The 19,362-nt window shown below is 44.2% G+C and carries 14 protein-coding genes; 1 reads left to right on the top strand and 13 read right to left on the bottom strand.

Translation table 11 applies throughout. The features are described 5' to 3' along the window. Positions 1–56 precede the first annotated feature (56 nt). Positions 57–2,321: a bifunctional glutamate--cysteine ligase GshA/glutathione synthetase GshB gene (gene gshAB, locus IGJ42_RS01525; RefSeq protein WP_086316794.1), complete on the bottom strand. Its 2,265-nt coding sequence runs from the start codon at positions 2,319–2,321 to the stop codon at positions 57–59. Positions 2,322–2,566: 245 nt separating this feature from the next. Between gshAB and IGJ42_RS01520 the strand changes: the two genes are divergently transcribed. Further along, a complete protein-coding gene (locus IGJ42_RS01520; protein WP_005227140.1) occupies positions 2,567–2,935 on the top strand; it encodes a BlaI/MecI/CopY family transcriptional regulator in 369 nt (122 codons plus the stop codon). Between the two features lie 282 nt (positions 2,936–3,217). On the opposite strand, the gene ftsY is transcribed toward IGJ42_RS01520, so the two are convergent. From ftsY to recG, 12 genes are all read right to left on the bottom strand, one after another. After that, a complete protein-coding gene (gene ftsY, locus IGJ42_RS01515) occupies positions 3,218–4,510 on the bottom strand; it encodes a signal recognition particle-docking protein FtsY (RefSeq protein WP_086316792.1) in 1,293 nt (430 codons plus the stop codon). A gap of 1 nt (position 4,511) precedes the next feature. Beyond that, positions 4,512–5,330 (bottom strand): Cof-type HAD-IIB family hydrolase, encoded by an 819-nt coding sequence (locus IGJ42_RS01510; RefSeq protein ID WP_016619609.1) that lies wholly within the window; start codon positions 5,328–5,330, stop codon positions 4,512–4,514. Positions 5,331–5,342: 12 nt separating this feature from the next. Further along, positions 5,343–8,921, bottom strand: a complete 3,579-nt coding sequence (gene smc, locus IGJ42_RS01505) for a chromosome segregation protein SMC (protein WP_429946971.1) — start codon at positions 8,919–8,921, stop codon at positions 5,343–5,345. Positions 8,922–8,936: 15 nt separating this feature from the next. Next, positions 8,937–9,629, bottom strand: a complete 693-nt coding sequence (gene rnc / locus IGJ42_RS01500; RefSeq protein ID WP_005227136.1) for a ribonuclease III — start codon at positions 9,627–9,629, stop codon at positions 8,937–8,939. 213 nt (positions 9,630–9,842) lie between these two features. Then, positions 9,843–11,627 carry an oligopeptide ABC transporter substrate-binding protein gene (locus tag IGJ42_RS01495; protein ID WP_429946970.1) on the bottom strand — a complete coding sequence of 595 codons (1,785 nt, stop codon included), beginning with the start codon at positions 11,625–11,627 and terminating at the stop codon, positions 9,843–9,845. A gap of 16 nt (positions 11,628–11,643) precedes the next feature. Continuing rightward, positions 11,644–12,513: an ABC transporter permease gene (locus tag IGJ42_RS01490; RefSeq protein ID WP_153883525.1), complete on the bottom strand. Its 870-nt coding sequence runs from the start codon at positions 12,511–12,513 to the stop codon at positions 11,644–11,646. 63 nt (positions 12,514–12,576) lie between these two features. Further along, a complete protein-coding gene (gene opp4B, locus IGJ42_RS01485) occupies positions 12,577–13,533 on the bottom strand; it encodes an oligopeptide ABC transporter permease (RefSeq protein ID WP_005227132.1) in 957 nt (318 codons plus the stop codon). Beyond that, complete coding sequence (locus IGJ42_RS01480; RefSeq protein ID WP_005232492.1) at positions 13,533–14,477, bottom strand: ABC transporter ATP-binding protein; 945 nt, start codon at positions 14,475–14,477, stop codon at positions 13,533–13,535. Before IGJ42_RS01480 ends, opp4B begins: the two co-directional genes overlap by 1 nt. After that, positions 14,478–15,485 carry an ABC transporter ATP-binding protein gene (locus IGJ42_RS01475; RefSeq protein WP_005232494.1) on the bottom strand — a complete coding sequence of 336 codons (1,008 nt, stop codon included), beginning with the start codon at positions 15,483–15,485 and terminating at the stop codon, positions 14,478–14,480. A 322-nt stretch (positions 15,486–15,807) separates the two neighbouring features. Beyond that, positions 15,808–16,050 carry an acyl carrier protein gene (gene acpP / locus IGJ42_RS01470; protein WP_005227129.1) on the bottom strand — a complete coding sequence of 81 codons (243 nt, stop codon included), beginning with the start codon at positions 16,048–16,050 and terminating at the stop codon, positions 15,808–15,810. A 110-nt stretch (positions 16,051–16,160) separates the two neighbouring features. After that, positions 16,161–17,180, bottom strand: a complete 1,020-nt coding sequence (gene plsX, locus IGJ42_RS01465) for a phosphate acyltransferase PlsX (RefSeq protein ID WP_430615866.1) — start codon at positions 17,178–17,180, stop codon at positions 16,161–16,163. 45 nt (positions 17,181–17,225) lie between these two features. Then, entirely contained in the window at positions 17,226–19,292 is a 2,067-nt protein-coding gene (gene recG, locus IGJ42_RS01460; RefSeq protein ID WP_430615864.1) for an ATP-dependent DNA helicase RecG, read from the bottom strand. Positions 19,293–19,362: the final 70 nt, after the last annotated feature.

The following is a 19,362-nucleotide window of genomic DNA, read 5'->3' as shown; positions in this document are numbered from 1 at the left end:
ACTTTCGAAGGGAATCACCTTCCAAAGTGTGCAGTTCTTTGCTCTCTATGCTTCCATCAGCTCTCGAAGACTTCAGGGAACAACAGGCGTAAAACAGACATAGTTAAGCGTCGGCCTTTCCCGCTGTATGGATAAACGTGCATATGCATCGCTGGGTTGAAATTGGCTTCAATGATTCCATAAGCCCCCGGTTCATTGGCTGGCTTGGTTTTATCTGGAATAATCAGATCGATTCCGCTGATAGACGCTTGTAATGCGGCGACCGCATCGACTGCTACTTGTTTGTAGTCATCGTTGAAGTCATCCGTTACATCGATAGAATCACCGCCAGTACTGATATTCGAGTTTTCTCGCAAATAAACGATCTGCCCCTCTTCTGGCACTGAATCCACTTGATACCCTTGCTCTTTTAACATCAGTTGTTCCAGTTCCCCTAATTGGATCAACTCTAATGGAGTCCGATGATGGGTGCCGCGCAATGGATCGAGATTTTTCTCTGCGACGAGTTCCGTGATCGTGCGCTTGCCGTCACCCACGACATTGGCTGGGATACGTAATAAAATCGCATCGACTCGCCCATCGATCACGAAGAACCGATATTCCGTCCCTGATAAAAAGGTCTCAACGAGGATCGAATCATCTTCCGCAAAGGCAATGGCGACCGCCGCTTGATAATCCTCTAAAGAGGCACCTTCTTTGAAAATCGAGATACCGATCCCATAGTTGGTGGTTTTCGGTTTTACCACAAACCCGTTGTGGGCGATCTGCGGATAAAACGCGATTGCTTCTTCTGCCGAAGCGAATTCAGCGCCACCTGGTACATGAAAGCCATTTTCGGCTAAGATTTTTTTAGTGACCGTTTTATTCGCCATGATCAATGGGACGATGTACTGATCCTTACTGGTCATATTGGCATTTTTAATATATTCGATGTGGTCTTTCACGGCTAATTTCAAGAACTGATCCGTTTCATCCAGTACCGTCACTTCGATACCTTTTTGGATCGCATCGAACAAGAGAATCTGGGTCGACAATTCCATTGCTCGAAAACCAGCCAATTGATACGGTTTTTCCCAAGCAGCATGATGATACTTTTGTCCCAGCAATGTTGCTGTCTGCGCTTGGCTGGTTGCTTGACTCGCTGAGAAAAGACGTCCAGCGAAGGTTCTTTCTGGTTCAGCCAGCATCTCAGAAAGCTGATCCAAAAATGGCGGATGCGGCAGCTCAAGGGCTTGGGCAAAGTCCATCATTTCAGCAATCAGTGCTTGCGCTTCTTGCTGATAAGTCAATCGTGCAAGTGGGTGTTCTAATGCGACCTGATCATTTTTCTGATTGCCTTCTTCGATCCACGTATCGGCATCGCTGCCTTCTTCTTTTGTACTTAAAAACAATAAGAAGAAATGTAAGAACGCGACTTGCTCTTTGGAAATGCCATAGCGGGCAAAGGGATCGATATCGATATTTCTTAACTCAATATAACGGATACCAGCTGAGGCTAGATCTGCGACCCGTTTTCCCCCACGTAAACGCACTGGCGCATAAAATTCTTTTTCTTCTGAAAGCTTTCCTGTCTCCACTAAGTTGGCAATATCCGCAAGATAGGTCTCTAACGAAGCATAAGATACCTTGACGTCTTCGTGATTCGTGTAGCCATAACGGCTATTGCGAATACTGCGGACTGGTTCTTGCGGTCCGTTTTCTGTCGTAAAATAATTGGCTTCTGATGCAGGGGTCGCCCCAAAGAAATACGTCAAAAACCAGCGATAATGCAAATAATTGCGAGTTACTTTCAAATAAAGCGCCGTTTTAAAGGCTTGATAGCTTTCCTTCGTTTCAGATAAAGCATACAGTTGCTGCAAAAAGTCTTCCGCAAATTCAAAATTGAAATGTATCCCACTGACCATTTGCTTACGGCGACCATAAGTTTTGGCCAAATAGCGGCGGTAGAGCACATCTTCAAATTGGTCTAATTTAGCAATGACGATGTCTTCTTCTTTTTCTGGTAAAGCCGGTGGCATACTCAAAGGCCAGAGCATTTCTTCTGCTGCCATTGAACGATATGCCACATCGTGGATGGCCCCTAAGAAACGGAACAATTCATCCACTGAATCCGCGACCGGCGTGATCAGTTCCAGTTGATTTTCCGCAAAATCCGTTTGGATATAGGGATGGAAGCGCCGATTGCCCAGCGCTTTCGGATGATCGGTTCCCGCGAACGTCCCATCGAGCCGCACCCGTTGCGCTTCACGCTCAATCCCATAGCGTCCTTTCAATAAATAGGGAAAAAGCTCTTTATGTGATAACAATGTTTTTATTTTCATTCGACTGCCCTCTATGTTCTTCTACTATTTTTTTCTTATATTCTGTTTCTTTCCATCTATTATAGTGAAAAATGGTGAAAAATGCAGAAATTTGCTCCTCACTTGTAATATCTCTTACTAAAATTACCAAGAATTTATAAAATACTTGAATAAATTTGATATTTACCTTCAAAATAAAGTATACTGCTTATAGAACAGTAAATTATTATGTCCATATTACTCTTTTTTGAAAGGAAGAATAGTGAATGAAGCCACTTAATCTTACCAAACGCGAACGTCAAATCATGAATATCTTCTGGAATTCAGACAAACCTCTTTCTGCAAATGACATTGCTGTCCAACAGCAAGATCTAAGCAAGAATACCATTCAAGCAGTCGTACGTAAACTAAAAAACCACGACTTATTGAAAGTAGCAGATATCGGCTACAGCGGTACTGTTTTGACTCGGTTGTATTCTCCGAATGTGACCCAAGAAGACTTCTTAGCAGCAGAATTGTCTGATCAATCTTTATTGAATTTGATTACGAACTTTATCGAAACCAATAAAGATATCGATACGTTGAACAACTTGGAAAAAATGATCACTGAGCGCCAAGGGGAACTTAAGAAATAATCTTTCCCCCTCGTTCAACTCGTTGTATTCTGCCTGATACTTCCCAAAGTTTTTAGACAGCGCAGAAGAAAACGAATCGTTCAAACTGCTTTTCCTGATTTTTGGCAAAGTCGTGCATCGCTGTACCCACATTTGCCACGCCAAGTGTTCTCAGCTTTCCGTCACAAGTCAAGCTCATGGAAAGAGACGACGACCCGTTTTCTCTTCCCTTTGATCTCACAAAAGCAACAATAAAGGAGAGCCATGTGCAGGTATTTGACCTGACACAGGGCTCTTCTTTTTTTATTCTTTGATCAAGCCTTTGAATAAGCCGACGACAAATTCATTTGGATCAAATGGTTCTAAATCGTTGATGCCTTCTCCAAGTCCCACTAATTTGACTGGCAGCCGCAGCTCGTTACGGATCGCCAAGACGATCCCTCCTTTAGCTGTGCCATCAAGTTTGGTTAAGACGAGGCCAGAAACATCCGTCGTCTCTTTAAACTGTTTTGCTTGATTCATGGCATTTTGCCCCGTTGTTGCATCCAACACGAGCAAGACTTCATGAGGGGCCGTTGGGTCCACTCGCTGAATGATCCGTTTGATTTTTTCTAATTCGTTCATCAAATTGACTTTGTTTTGCAAACGACCAGCTGTATCTACTAATAAAACGTCAGCATTTTCTCGTTTTGCGCGCTCCATCGCATCAAACACAACCGCTGCTGGATCGCCTCCTGCATTGCCACGAACGACTTCAACCCCAGCCCGTTCACCCCAGACCACTAATTGATCGATGGCACCGGCACGGAAAGTATCCGCTGCAGCCAATAAGACTTTCTTGCCTTCGGCTTTGAATTGATGGGCTAATTTCCCGATGCTGGTGGTTTTCCCAACACCGTTCACGCCAACAAATAAAATGACGGTCAACCCCGGTTGCATGTTCAACTCGTTGACTTCACCGACACCCGCTTCCCCATATAGGTCAACCAGTTTTTCGATGATGACATTTTGGACATCTGCCGTTTTCTTCACATTACGCAATTTGACTTCTTGTCTCAATGCATCCGCGATCTTCATCGCCGCATCAAAGCCGACGTCTGCGCCGATCAGCGTTTCTTCCACTTCTTCGAAGAAGTCTTCGTCCACCGTACGGAAGTTGGCAAACAATTCGTTCATCCGTTGCCCAAAGGTTTTCCGTGATTTCGTCAATCCTTTGGTGTATTTGTCCTGCACACTTTCCGTCTCTGGCGCTGCTTGAAGGATTGGTTCAGAAGCTGGTACTTCCTCTGATGGTGTATCCTTAGCCACTTCAACTGGAACACTTGGTGCTTCTTCTACTTTATTCGCTACCGTTGCTTCTTGCTGTGGAAAAGTTTCCGCAGTTTCTTGCTCTGCCTCCAAATCACTGGAGTCGGCGGCGTCTGCAGGTGCCACTGGTTCTGAAGCTTCATGTTCAGCAGGAGTTTGTGCTGGCTGTCTTTCTTCTGAACGCTGTGCCTCTGGTGAGTCAGCATCGACTATCGGTTTGTCGATTTCTTGCTCTGCTTCTTTGGTTTCTCCAATCAGCGCTTTTTTGATTTTGTCAAAAAATCCCATCTTACGCACCTCCTTTTAAGACATATTCTTCAATCACTGCTGCCACACCGTCTTCTTGGTTTGAAAGGGTGACAACGTCAGCCGCTTCTTTAATGATTGGCACGGCATTGGCCATCGCTACGCCAATCCCTGCATAGCGAATCATCGGCAAGTCATTTTCTTCATCACCGATCGCCATCACTTCTTCTTGCTTGATCCCTAAATCTTGCGCCAATAGGCTGATACCATAGGCTTTGGTGATTCCTTTAGGCATAAATTCCAACAGGTTATTCCGGCTTTTGATGATTTCATATTTCTCGCGGATCTCTGAGGAAATCTCAGGGATCTTAGGATCCAAAACTTCCTGATGGTAGGCGATCACCGCTTTATTATAGAGCATCGATTCATCCAGATCAGCTACGGCAAAAGGACGACAATCCAATAAAGGATTCAAGGAGCCATAAATCGATGGATGCGCTGCTGAAGTCGGCAAACTCAAGACGATCTCTTCTGATACCACGTCTAGAGGCAAATTTAAGTCTTCCGCCACTGAAACCAATTCATGGATATCTGCCAGCTGCATCGCTGCTTTTTCAATGATCTCGCCAGTCTCATTTTTTTGAACCAAACCGCCGTTAAAGGTGATACTGTAGTCGCCGGGTTCTTTCAGCGATAATTCTTCTAAATAGGGACGGATCGCCCGCAACGGACGTCCGGTACAAATAACGATTTTCACGCCTTGTGCTTTAGCACGAGCAAGTACCTCTTTGTTGCGAGGAGTCACTTCTTTTTTGTCATTCAATAACGTTCCGTCTAAATCGATCGCAATCAGTTTAATCATACCATTCCTCCTCTATGCTTGATCTGCTGCAAAACTACCGCCTTCACGCACTTCTTCTAAGCGCACGGACACGGTCTTCGACACTCCGGACTCTTGCATGGTCACACCATACAACACATCTGCGGCTTCCATCGTTCCTTTGCGGTGGGTCACGACGATAAACTGCGTATCATTTTGGAAAGCACTCAAGTAATGACCGAAACGAGAGACATTGGCCTCATCCAATGCTGCTTCCACTTCGTCAAGCACACAAAACGGTACTGGACGAACTTGAATAATGGAAAACAATAACGCAATCGCAGTCAGCGCCCGTTCGCCCCCTGATAGCAAGCTGAGGTTTTGCAATTTCTTGCCCGGTGGTTGGGCTTCAATCTCGATCCCAGTGTTCAATAAATCTTTCGGATCTGTTAAGACTAATTCCGCATGACCGCCGCCAAACATATTAGGAAATACTTGTTTGAATTGCAGACGGATCGCATCGAAGACTTCGCCGAAACGGGTTTTGACTTCTTCATCCATTTCAGACATCGTATCAAACAGCTGTGCTTTAGCCGACAGCAGATCATCTCGCTGACTCGTTAAGAACAAATGCCGTTGATTGACTTGTTCATATTGTTCGATCGCATTTAAATTGACTGGACCAATTTGCTCGATCGCATGTTTTAGTTCCTGAATGTCGATTTTGGCTTGTTCTGCATCCTCGATTTCAGGGAAATCTTGCGCGGCCTTTTCAAAGGTGAGATTGTATTCTTCTTGTAAATACAACAAACGATTGTCCATCACCAATTCTGCGCGATTTTTTTCGATCTCAACTTCAGTTTTTTCTGACAGCTTTTCTTTTTGCGTTAAGTTTTCAGCACTCAGGGATTCGTCTAATGCGCCGATTTCTTGTTGAACCACTTGCCGTTGTTCACGAATCACCGTCAATTCCGCTGTTACCTGCTGCTTGGTTTTTGTGAATGCTTCAATTCGCTGAAGAATGTTTTCTTCTGAAAACTCATGATCGCTGACGTTACTTGTCAAGGCAGCTAACTGCCGTTCTAAGGAGTGCTGACGCGCTTCGTTTTCTTCCAATGCTTGATTCGTAGCGGCAATTTTTTGCTGCAAATGCGCCACTTGTTCTTTTTGAACGGCGAAAGCTGCCTGCAAGCGCGCACTTTCTTGTGCTAAGGTTTGGCGTTTTTCCTCGATCAAGTCTTCTTCGGCATTCATTTGATGAATATCTTGATCGATTTTCGCCAATTGCGCCGCAATATTCTTTTGCTGTTCTTCCAAACTCGTCTTCTTCTCATCATATTCTTCAAAGAAGGCTTGCACTTCGCGATGTTCAAAATCAAACACTTGCTGCTCTTGCTTCAAGCGGCTCAGGTCATTCTCAAGATTTTGTAAGCGGCTTTGCAGCTCATGCTCCGTCATACGAGCCTGTTCCCCTTGCGTCCGCAATTCTTCTAGTGCTGCTTGTGCTTCTTTGGTCGCTGCTTCAAAATGCTGGACTTGCTTTTCCGTTTTTAAAAGCCGCTCATCCAGTTGCGCCGCTTGTGCCGTCAATTGTTGCAGCTCATTGCTTTGGCTAAACAAACTACCGGCATTTTTCTTCGTTGCGCCACCCGTCATGGAACCGCCAGCATTCATGACATCCCCTTCTAAAGAAACGACCCGATAGCTATAGTTCAATGCCCGTGCTAACGCATTGGCACTTTGCAAGTCTTCGGCAATCAAGATACTACCTAACAAGTTATCCGTAATGGTTTGAACGTGTTCAGACGACTGTACCAATTCGCTGGCAACACCGATAAAGCCAGACACTTGCTTGGCTTGATTGCGGGCATAATCTGGCAAATGACGGGCTTTGATGGTCGTCAACGGTAAGAAAGTGGCACGACCGCCGCGATTTTCTTTCAAATACGTGATGGCTGACCGTGCATCTCGTTCATTTTTAACGACGACATGCTGTGCAGCGGCGCCTAGTGCGGTCTCGATCGCCACGGTATAGTCTTGTGGCACATCGATCAACTCCGCTACTGCGCCAACGATGCCGCTGATTTGCTGTTTGTTTTTCAAAATCAAGCGAACGCCTTGATAGAAGCCGCTATAATTTTCTTGAATGTCTTGCAGACTGCGCTGTTTCGCTCGTACCTGCTGCACTTGACTCATTAACTGATACATTTTCTTTTGTTCTTCATCAAAGCGTTTTTTGTTGGTCTGAGCTTTTTCTTGAAGATGGATGTATTGCTTGCGTTGTTCTTCTAAAATCACCTTAGCCTGCGTTAGCTGTTCTTCCACGATTTGCGCTTCCGTCGTCTTTTCTTTCAACGACGTATTCATTTGCGTCTGCTTGCTCAACGCCGTTTGATTTTTCGCGGCTTCTTGCTGGTATTGACGCTCCAAGTATTTCAATTCGTTTCCGATCGTTGCCTGCTCTTGCATGGCTTCGACATATTGGCTACGCAATTCTTCAATGATTTCTTTTGCTGAACGTTGGTACTTTTCCCGCTCTTGCTGACACGCCAGCATCGCTGCTTCAACTTCCTGCACACTCCGATTCTTTTGTGAAAGCAAGCCAATCAGTTCCGCTTTTTCTTCATTTAAAAGCGTGACCCGTTCCGTTACTTCCTCTAAGGTTTCTTGGTATTCCGCAGAGCTTTTTTGCGTATGTTTTGATCGTTCATCCAAGACTTCTTTTTGTCCTTCAGCTTGCTTCAGTCCTTCGGTGACCTCTAAAAGCTGCTGATTCAAACGCTCCAACGTTTCATCAAAGGCGGTACGTTGTTGCCGCAAAGAATGTAGCGACAGTTCCCCTTGGTTGATCTTTTCGGAAATCTGCGCCAGTTCTTGGTTAAAGGTACTCAGTTGAGCTTTGGCTGTCTCCCACGCTTCTTTTGCTTTCGTGATCTCTAAGACCGCATAGGCCACATCAACCGTCGTCAATTTTTCTTTTAACGCTAAAAAGCGATTGGCTGCGTCACTTTGGGCTGCCAAAGGCACCAACTGATCTTCTAGTTCATAAATGATATCTTGTAGACGGCTTAAATTGTCTTCCGTTTCAAACAACTTTTGCTCGGCTTTCTTTTTCCGCTGTTTGTACTTCAATACCCCCGCCGCTTCTTCAAAAATCCCACGACGGTCTTCTGGTTTGCTGCTGAAAATTGCTTCTACCTTGCCTTGGGAAATGATCGAAAATGATTCTTTCCCCAACCCAGAATCCATGAATAACTCTTGGATGTCCTTTAAGCGGCAAGCTTGTTTATTTAAGAAAAAGTCGCTTTCGCCGGTTCTTCTCAAGCGGCGAGTCACGCTGATCTCACTGTAATCCATCGGTAAGTAATGATCGCTATTGTCTAAAACGATCGTCACTTCCGCTATATTTAGCGCTCTGCGGGTGTCAGAACCTGCAAAAATAACATCAGGCATTTTGCCACCACGTAGATTTTTGGCAGATTGTTCTCCTAAAACCCAACGAATCGCTTCGGTAATATTGCTCTTGCCGCTGCCATTTGGTCCGACGACTGCAGTCACACGATGTTCGAAATCAATGACTGTGCGGTCGGCAAAGGATTTAAAGCCGGCAATCTCTATTCGTTTTAAATACACTCCGCCAGTCCTCTCTTACTGTTCAAGATCCGCCAAGGCATTCGCCGCGGCGTCCTGTTCTGATAATTTCTTCGATTTTCCTTGTCCTTTTCCGATCAAGGTATCATCGCAATAGACTTCCGTCCAAAAAATCCGTTCATGGGCGGGGCCTGCTTCTTTGATCAAACGATAGTTGATGGAAACATCGCCGCCACGTTGCAAGACTTCTTGCAAGCGGGTCTTGTGATCCATCTCATGGGAAAAAGCACCTGCTTTTACTTTTGGAAAAACAACTTTCGTCAAAAAGCCGCTGACACTTTCCAGTCCTTGGTCCAAGTATAACGCACCTAAAAAGGCTTCAAATAGATCACAAAGCAAAGAAGGTCGTTTACGACCGCCAGAGTTTTCTTCCCCTTTGCCTAGACGAATGTATTCATCGAATCGGCAATCTTTGGCAAACATGGATAAACTGTCTTCGCGAACGATTGCCGCCCGTAGCTTCGTCAGCTTACCTTCGGGCAGATCTGGCAATTCACGATACAAATACCGTGAAACGATCAACTCTAAGACAGCATCGCCCAAAAACTCTAAACGTTCGTTATCTGACAAGTGCAAGTTGCGGTGCTCATTCACATAAGATGAATGCGTAAACGCTTGTTCAAGCAGATCTACATCATGGAACACAATATCAAACTTTTCTTTTAGTTCTTTCGTTAATTGTGTATTCATTTGTCACATTCCTTCATTAGTTTATCGACACTTCCCTATTATACTGGTTTTTGCCGAATTATGAAATGTTTCCTCCAAATTCTTGGAAAGACCGTAATAAAATTTTATCTACTTATTCTTCTCCTGTATAAAAAAAGCCTGTTTTCCTCAGATACCTGCAAAAAAACAAGAAAAAAGACGTCCCAGAAAGGACGCCTTTTCAACGATCATTGATTAACGAGATTCAGCTGTAACTGAAACTGTTGCCCATGTGTTATGGTCTGCATCATATGCCCATGTAAAGTCTTTCACGCGATTTGAAATTGGTAAAACTTCATTACGATAAAGTGTTGGGATTACGAATGCTTCATCTGCAGCATATTCTTGCCATGCATCAAATGCTTCTTTACGTTTTGTTTCGTCAAATGAATCTTTTGAATCGATTGCTTCTAATAGCTTCGTGTTTTCTTCAGATTCAAAACGAGTGTAGTTGAATGCTGAGTTTGGTCCATAAAGGCCAGTTGGAGAAGGATCTGATCCAGTTCCCCATGCACCTTGGTAAACATCAACTTCAGGATCATCATTTTTCAGCTTGTCATAGAATGCTTGGAAGTCAATCAAACGACCAGTTGTGTACTGTACATCAAGGCCGATTTCATTCCATTGTTGAATGTAGTAATCTGCTAATGGTTGTGCTGTTTCGCCACCTGACATTGAAGCAAAGTTGATGGTTAATTTCTCACCATTTTTGTCTTCACGCATGCCATCACCATCGACATCTTTATAACCAGCATCATCAAGTAATTGATTTGCTTTGTCGATGTTTAATGTGTAGCCTTCTACTTCGGTGTTGTGCAATGTGCCGAATACTGGTGGGATCAATGTCGTTGCATTTGTACGCAAGCCATTATAGAAACGACTTCCGACAGCATCATTATCTAATGCATAGCCCATTGCTTGACGCAATGATTTATCCGCCATTTTTGAATCAGGATCGTAATTAACTTTTCCTTCTTCATCATTCCAAGTCCCCAATTTAAAGCCGATATAAGTATAGGCTTGTTCAGGACGACCTAAGATTTGGTAACCATCAGTATCTTTGTAGGTTGGGTACGTATCTGTTGGCATTGACAATGCAATATCATATTGTTTCGCATTCAAAGCTTCTACGATTGAAGAAGTTGGAACAGCTTTAAATGATAATTTATCCATTTTAGGAGCGCCGCCATAGTAGTACTCATTTGGTACATACTCAACAGATTCTCCTGCAACAATATTTGACATTACATATGGACCAAAGACGATTGGTGTTTTACGAACAGGATCGCTTGATTCCATGTCTTTGACTTCAATTCCTTCAAAGGCGTGTTTTGGTAATGCTGAAGACCAAATACCGCCACCTGCTTGCATCATACCAGGATGAACTTCTTTGTATTGAATTTTAACAACTTTGTCACTTTCTTTGGTGATACCAGAAATTGTATCAGATTTGCCATCATGATAATCTTCCATACCAACAATGTTAGTAAAGTTATTATCGTAACGGATACCTGTATAATCTTTATGACCGATTACTTCATAAGAGAAGATCACGTCATCTGCCGTTACATCTTCACCGTCAGACCATTTCAAGTTGTCCCGCAATGTGATTGTTGCTGTGTTGTTCTCTTCGTCTAATTCAAGATTAGCCGCACCACCATCAACGATTCGGAAATCGGCGTCTGTTAAGAACAAACTTTCATTACTTGGTTGCATAAATTGGAAATCATAGTTATCTTGATAAAATTCTGTTTGGAACAACCCTTGGAACTGCGTATCCATCACTACTGCAACGTCCAATGTTCCGCCTTCGATTGCATCCTCGTCATTGTTGACTTCTGTTGGCATTGAGCTGATATCTTCTGTTTCTGTCGCTGCATTGCCGCCACCAGAAGAATCGGTTCCGCCGCCGTTGCTGCCACAAGCTGCCAATGCTAACACTGACAAAAGAGTGACCATACCAAAAATATTTTTCTTCATCCTGTATCCTCCTTGTTTATCCTAGTCGTTGACGCGCATCCGCTGAACGCTTAAATGCTTGACCAACGTAATTGATACTCAACATCAAGACTAAAATTAGAATTGATGCGGGTAACCAGATCCACTGTCTGTTGACCAGCACATCACCGCTGCTGGCATATCCGATCAGTGTTCCCAAACTTGGAACATTGGTCGGCAGACCAAAACCTAAGAATGTTAGTGTCGTTTCAATACCGATATTCGCTGCAAAGTTCATTGTTAAGTTGGTGATGATCAATGAGCTAAGGTTCGGCATGATTTCGCGGAACATGATGACAAAGTCATTGGTTCCGAGGGTTTTCGATGCACTAACATAGTCGCGACGGCCTTCTGAAAGGGTCTTACTTCGGAAGAGCCTTGCTTTTCCGACCCAGTAAAAGGCACTCATGACCCATATAAAGGTCCAAACGTTATAACGAGGTACGATCGATACGATAACGATAATGATCAACATGATCGGCAAAATCATAACGAAGTCAACGATACGCATCAAAATGTTATCAATGATGCCGCCGTAGTAACCTGAGATGATCCCTAATCCGACCCCAACGATCGACGTAATGATCGTGATTGAAAAACCAATCAAGATTGAGTTACGCGCACCGATGATCAATTGTCCCCAAACATCACGGCCACCTTCATCCGCCCCTAAAAGGTAGGTGCCGCCGTTTGGCGAAATCGCGCCAGGTACAGCATATTTATCAAGGATGCTGACACGCATCACTTGTGATTGATCGATAACTGCCGAGCCGATAAACACGAATAATAAAACTGCGACTAACAAAACTAATGAAAAAATCGCCATTTTATCTTTTAAGAATTCGCGAAAAATCATTTTCAATCCCATAGGCGGGATGCTCTCTTGTTTTAGTACTTTTTCTTTCTTTTCAGACACATTTATCCCCTCCTATTACTGGATTCTGATTCTTGGATCGACAATACTCATGATGATATCTGACAGCAGCGTACCGATCAAGGTCGCTAGTCCTAAGATCAATGTCAGTGAAGTGATCACGGCATAGTCCCGTTGGACGATACTATCGATAAACAGTTTTCCGACACCTGGGTAGGCGAAGATTTTCTCAATGACCACAGAACCTGCGATCAATGACGTGATCTCGTAGCCCATTTGTGATGCGATCGGCAACGATGCATTCCGGAAAACGTGACGTGAGAAGACTTTGTTCGTTGGTACCCCTTTTGAACGAGCGGTACGAACGAAATCCAATGATTTCGAATCAATGACTTCACTTCGCAAGTATTGGATCGTCACTGCTGTTCCTAATAATGCAGAAGTGATTGCCGGTAATAGTAGGTGATACAAGCGACTCCAAAACTCAGCCATGCCGCTGACCCCCGGTGCAACGGAACCACCCGTTGGGAACCAAGCCAATCGGTAACCGAAGATGAACAATGCGATCAACGCAAAGATAAACAACGGTACGGCGAAACTGAAGAAGTTGTAAACAACGACGACTTTATCAAGCAATGAATTTTGGTAACGTCCTGCCCACATCCCTAAAGGAATGGCAATCACGTAAGTCAAAATGACCGTCAATAAGGATAACCACAATGTATTGCTGATACGTCCTGCTAATAATGTTGAAACAGGCAATTTAAAGATGAAGCTTTGTCCAAAGTCCCCTTTTAAGGCATTTCCGATCCAGCGGAAATACTGGGTATACCATGGGTCATTCAAACCAGCGGCTTCACGCATCCGCTCAATAACAGCTGGATCTTGGTTTGGATTGATCAAACCAGTAAATGGATCCCCAGGCATTGCTTGTGCGATCAAGAAAATCAAGATACTCAAAATAATGACTTGTGGGATCATCAACAACAAACGACGTAGAATTGTTTTCCACATTATTCAGCACCCCCGTTTTTCAATGCGACTTGGTGCGACTCGGTGATTTTACGCAAGTCATACACTCTGCCAGATTCGTCGTAGTAATCTTTTTGATGGGTCACATATTCCAACTCGACCTTGCGGCGGTTTTCTTTGTGAGCATCGCGATTTTTTACGTCGATTTGAGGAATCGCTGATAATAAACGTTTTGTATAGATGTGACGCGGGTCTTGGTAGATATCTTCCCGTGTCCCGATCTCAACGAAGCGGCCTTTGTACATGATGGCGATATTGTCGCACATATGTTTTACGACCCCTAAGTCATGAGAGATAAATAAGAAACTTAAGCCGAATTCTTGCTGGATCCGTTTCATAAAGTTCAGTACCTGTGCTTGCACGGATAAGTCAAGAGCTGAAACCGGCTCATCGGCGACGATCAGTTTTGGATTGGAAGCTACCGCACGGGCAACCCCTAACCGTTGACGTTGTCCGCCAGAGAATTCATGAGGATATTTGTATAGGGCATCTTCTGGCATCCCAACGATATCCAACAAACTTTTCACACGTGTTTTCTCTTCTTGATCGCTTAAGCGTTCAAAGTTGCGCAATGGTTCTGCGATAATGTCCACCACACGTTTTTTAGGATTCAAGCTAGACATTGAATCTTGGAAAATCATTTGGACATCTTTGTTGTAGTTCATTTTCTTGCGGACAGAACGTTTAGTCACGTCTTGCCCATCATAAATGATTTCGCCGCTAGTGATTTTTTCTAACCCAACGATAGCTTTCCCAGTTGTGGATTTACCAGAACCAGACTCTCCAACCAATCCGTAGGTTTTTCCTTTTTCAATGACGAAGTCCACACCATCAACGGCGTACACGTGATCCGTGACGCGGTTGAAGAATCCGCTGCGAATAGGATAGTGGACTTTCAGATCTTTGATTGTAATTAATTCTGTCATCTACACTTCTCCTTCTTCGTCTCTAAAATGAAAATGCTTGTAGCATGTGCAACGGACCAAATGATCAGGTGCTACTTCATGCAAGACTGGGTTTGCTTCGTGGTCGCTTTCAGGGATCCAAGGAATCCGTGCAGCAAACCGACAACCAGTCCGAGGCATATTTTTCAAGGAAGGAACCACCCCTTCGATCACATGCAGTTCACTGTCTTGAGAATTTTCTTGAGGGATCGAGTTAAGCAATGAGCGGGTGTATGGATGTTTCGGATTGGCAAACAACTCTTCGGCTGATGCGACTTCCACAAACTGTCCCCCATACATTACGGCTACTCGGTCGGCCATCTCTGCTACGACACCTAAATCGTGGGTGATCAAAATGATCCCCGTTTGCGTTTCTTCTTGCAAATCTTTTAGTAGATCAAGGATCTGTGCTTGGATCGTCACGTCCAACGCTGTCGTTGGCTCATCCGCAATGATGATTGGCGGTTTACAAGCAATCGCGATCGCGATGATGACCCGCTGACGCATCCCACCAGACAATTCATGAGGGTATTGACGTCCTACACGTGGCGGATTTGGAATCCCAACTTGTTCTAATAATTCTAATGCTCGTGCTTGGCGCTGTTCGGCATTCATATCTGTATGATAAGACAAACCTTCTTTGATTTGGTCTTCGATCCGCATCAACGGATTCAGTGCAGACAACGGATCTTGGAAAATCATCCCAATATCATTTCCGCGAATTTTGTTGTATAACGTTTCATTTAAGTTTGACAAGTTTAAATCTTTATATAAGATTTCCCCAGTGATTTTCGTGTTGTTTGGGTCATGTAGCCCCATGATCGTTGTAGCCAACGTACTTTTTCCGCAACCAGATTCTCCTACGATTGCTAAGATCTCATTACGATCCAGTGTAAAAGAAATACCATCTACTGCGTCATAGTAATCGTCTTTGATACGAAAACCTGTGTGAAGGTTTTGAACATCTAGTAATTGATTATCTCTGGACAATCGAATACCCCTCTCTACTTTCTAAGATGTCTTGCGTTTTAATGTAAAAAAGAAGGAACATGCATTTCATTTCCAAAAGCTTTCTTAACATTGTATAATATATTCTTAATAATTATATAGAAATGCTAACAATAATGCAAGTCCCAGAAAACTTAATACACTGAATTTTCAGAAAATTTACATTACGCTTCCAACGCCGTCATGTCAGGTTTAACGATCGTTTTTTTGATTTCGATTCTAAAGAAAAGCCGCCCAAATCACAGCGGATCAATTATGAGAAAGAAAGAGCTAAGTCATCTAGGACTTAGCTCTTATGTCTGTCTTAAGCAAGATGGCTTGAAATATAATCAACCGCTCCACCGACTGTTTCGATCTGCTCGGCATCTTCATCAGAAATCTCGGTACCAAATTCATCTTCTAGTTCAAGGACGAATTCCATCACACTGATCGAATCAGCGTTCAAGTCGTCTTTAATGCTCATCGTATCCGTTACGTTCTCTGCGTCAATTTCAAAATGATTGGCGATCACGACCGCAACTTTCTTGAATACTTCATCTCGTGTCAACTGGCTTCACCTCCACGCGTTTGCACAAAACATAGAATGGCTAACAAACATTGTACTGCTTTCTATGCTTTTTGTCTAGATTTTTTTGCAATTTCATTACAATGATTGCATTATGATTGCGTTTCGTCTTTTGCAGCCGGCATTTCTTCAAAGTGGGCGACCAATTGTGCCACGACATCTGTTGCTAGCATCGTATGGATCTGCTTGATGGTGTACGCTACCGCTTCTGGTCCTGTCGCACCATGGGTTTTGATGACTGGTGCTTTCAAACCAAACAATACGGCCCCGCCATGTTTCGCATAATCCATTTCATTTTTCACTTTCCGCAATGCATCTTTCAGTAACAATGCGCCTAATTTTCCTTTGGTACCTGAATCAAGAATCGATTGTTTCAACAACGCCATCAAGTTCAAGGCGGTTCCTTCGATCGATTTCAAAACAGCGTTCCCAGTAAAGCCATCTGTCACGACGACGTCAGCTGCACCATCCAGTAATTCCCGGGCTTCGACATTGCCGATAAAGTTGATCGTAGGATCCGCTGACAGCAGTTCAAAGGCTTTTTTCGTTAATTCACTACCTTTGGTTTCTTCCGTTCCGTTATTTAACAAGCCGACCCGTGGTCGATTGATCCCACGAACTTTTTGGGCGTAAAAGGATCCTAAGACGGCATAGTTTGCCAAATGTTCTGGTTTATTGTCGGCATTGGCACCTAGATCCAGCATATCAAAGCCAGCATCTTTGCCGATCACTGGCATTGTGGACATCAATCCTGGACGATCGATTCCTTTGATCCGACCGACGATAAACAAACCAGCCGCTAACAAGGCACCGGTATTTCCAGCTGAAAAAATCGCATCTGCTTCGCCATTTTTCACTGCTTGTGCCGCTAAGACCATTGAAGCGGTTTTTTTCCGTCTGATTGCTTTGACGGGTTCGTCATCACTATTGATTTTTTCATCTGTGTGGATGATTGTGACATTTTTATCATCCGTCATGTATTTTTTGATTTCATTTTCTTTTCCGTAAAGGAGGAATTCAATCTCTGGAAAGTCTTTTTTCGCCAGCATGACTCCTTCTACGATCGCTTTTGGGGCGTTGTCTCCGCCCATTGCATCAACAGCAATCCGCATCTCGCTGCCACTCCCTTCATTTTCCCAATCAGTATAGCATATTCTTTAATCAAAAAATTGTTTGTCTGCTTTTTTTGCTGCCAAATAGTTCGCCAATGCCGAAAATTCTGGCAACAGCTGCCAGCTGTTTTTTTGCCAAAGCTGGGTAGCTTCGACTTGTGCCACTTCTAGAATATGGGCATCCGCGACCAAATCGGCAGCCGCAAACTCTGGCAAGCCCGATTGTCGATTGCCGAAGACTTCTCCTGGCCCCCGCAACTGCAGGTCTTTTTCGCTGACTACAAAGCCGTTGGTGGTTTCTGTCATGATTTTCATTCGTTCGACCCCCGTCTCATTTTTCGGGTTCGCGATCAAAATACAGTAAGAAGCATCGGCGCCGCGTCCTACCCGTCCACGTAATTGGTGGAGCTGGGCTAATCCGAAACGATCAGCATCGATGATCAGCATCACTGTCGCATTGGGAACATTGACCCCTACTTCGATGACCGTCGTGGAAACCAAGATCTGCAGTTGATTTTCTTTGAATGCTTCCATAATAGTGTCTTTTTCTTGATTCTTCATTTTCCCGTGCAACATCCCTACTTGATAGGTTGGGGAAAAATAACTTTGCAGCTGCTCATAAATCTCCGTGGCATTCTTGACATCCAGCATTTCGGATTCTTCGATCAAAGGACAGATGACATACATCTGATGCCCCTGTGCCAATTCTTTTTGCGCCCACTCTAAGATCGATTCAAACTGCGGTGGCCGGACCCAGCGAGTCTCTACAGGAATCCGTCCTGCCGGCATTTCATCGATCACCGAAACATCCATTTCGCCATAGGCGGTGATCGCTAGTGTACGTGGGATCGGTGTGGCGGTCATAAAGAGCACATCAGGCAGATAGCCTTTTTCCCTTAATACTTTTCGCTGATTGACCCCAAAACGGTGTTGTTCATCGGTGATGACTAAGCCAAGATGTGCAAAGTCTACCCCTTCTTGAATCAGTGCATGGGTCCCAACGATGATGTCGATCTCCCCGGCTGCTAATTGTTCTAAGATGACCCGCCGTTCTTTTGGTTTGGTCGAGCCTGTCAAAAGAGCGGTGGTCACTTCTAAGGGGTCAAAGAGTTGATTCAAGCTTTCTAGGTGCTGGTGGGCCAAAATTTCAGTCGGCACCATCAGTGCGCCCTGAAAGCCAGCCGTCATCGTAGCATAGAGGGCGATCGCCGCAACGACTGTTTTCCCGCTCCCTACATCTCCTTGTAAGAGCCGCTGCATGTGCTGCGGACTTTTCAGGTCATGGCAGATTTCATTGGTCACGCGCTTTTGCGCATTCGTCAATTCAAAGGGCAGTTTACGAGTAAATTCTTTCAAGCGTTGCACATCATAATCGATCGCCAAGCCGTTTTTCTCGGCTTTTTCGCTTTTCTTCAGTCCTTGGATCTGCATTTGGAACAAAAAAAACTCTTCAAAAATCACCCGACGCTTCGCTTGATGGCTCTCTTGGGGATCTTTGGGAAAATGCATTGCAAACATCGCGGATTTTCGATCCAACAACCGATATTTTTCGATCAATGACAAAGGCAAGATCTCCGTGATCTGATCACCAAAATCAAGGAATGCCTGTTTGATCAGTTCGATCAACACACTTTGACGCACGGCTTTATTGACATGATAAATTGGGGCAAAGTCTTCTGCGCTCTTGCTGCCGAGAATTTTCATTCCCGTCAGTCCTTTGCGTTTGGCGTCCCATTTGCCATAGACGGCGATCTCTTCTGAGACCTCTACTTTGTCCTTCAAATAAGGCTGATTGAAAAAGGAGACATTAAAGACATCGTGGTCTTGCATCATGCGAAATTGCAACCGACTTTTCTTGTAACCAAAGCGATTGACGACCGGTGGGGAAACGACGATCCCCTTGATCGTTACTTTTTCTTGGTCTTGAATCTCCGCTAATTGTCGTTCTTGAATGTCTTCATAACGAAACGGGTAATACTTTAGCAGGTCTTCGATGGTTTCGATTCCTAAACTCGCCAAGTCTTGGGCGCGTTTTTCTCCGACACCCTTTAATACCGTAAGTGGCTGATTCAGCATAGGTACCCTCCTTTTCCAAAAGTGATTTTGATTCATTGCAGGGGTTCCTGCATTCATAGAAAAAGACGGAGCCAAAAATCATCTACGATTTTTGCCCCCGCCGCCT

The organism is Enterococcus sp. DIV1067f (genome assembly GCF_050543505.1).
GTDB classification, from domain to species: Bacteria; Bacillota; Bacilli; order Lactobacillales; family Enterococcaceae; genus Enterococcus_D; species Enterococcus_D entomosocium.
Note: the sequence above shows the minus strand (reverse complement) of the source record. Positions and strands in the feature narration are given on the sequence as shown.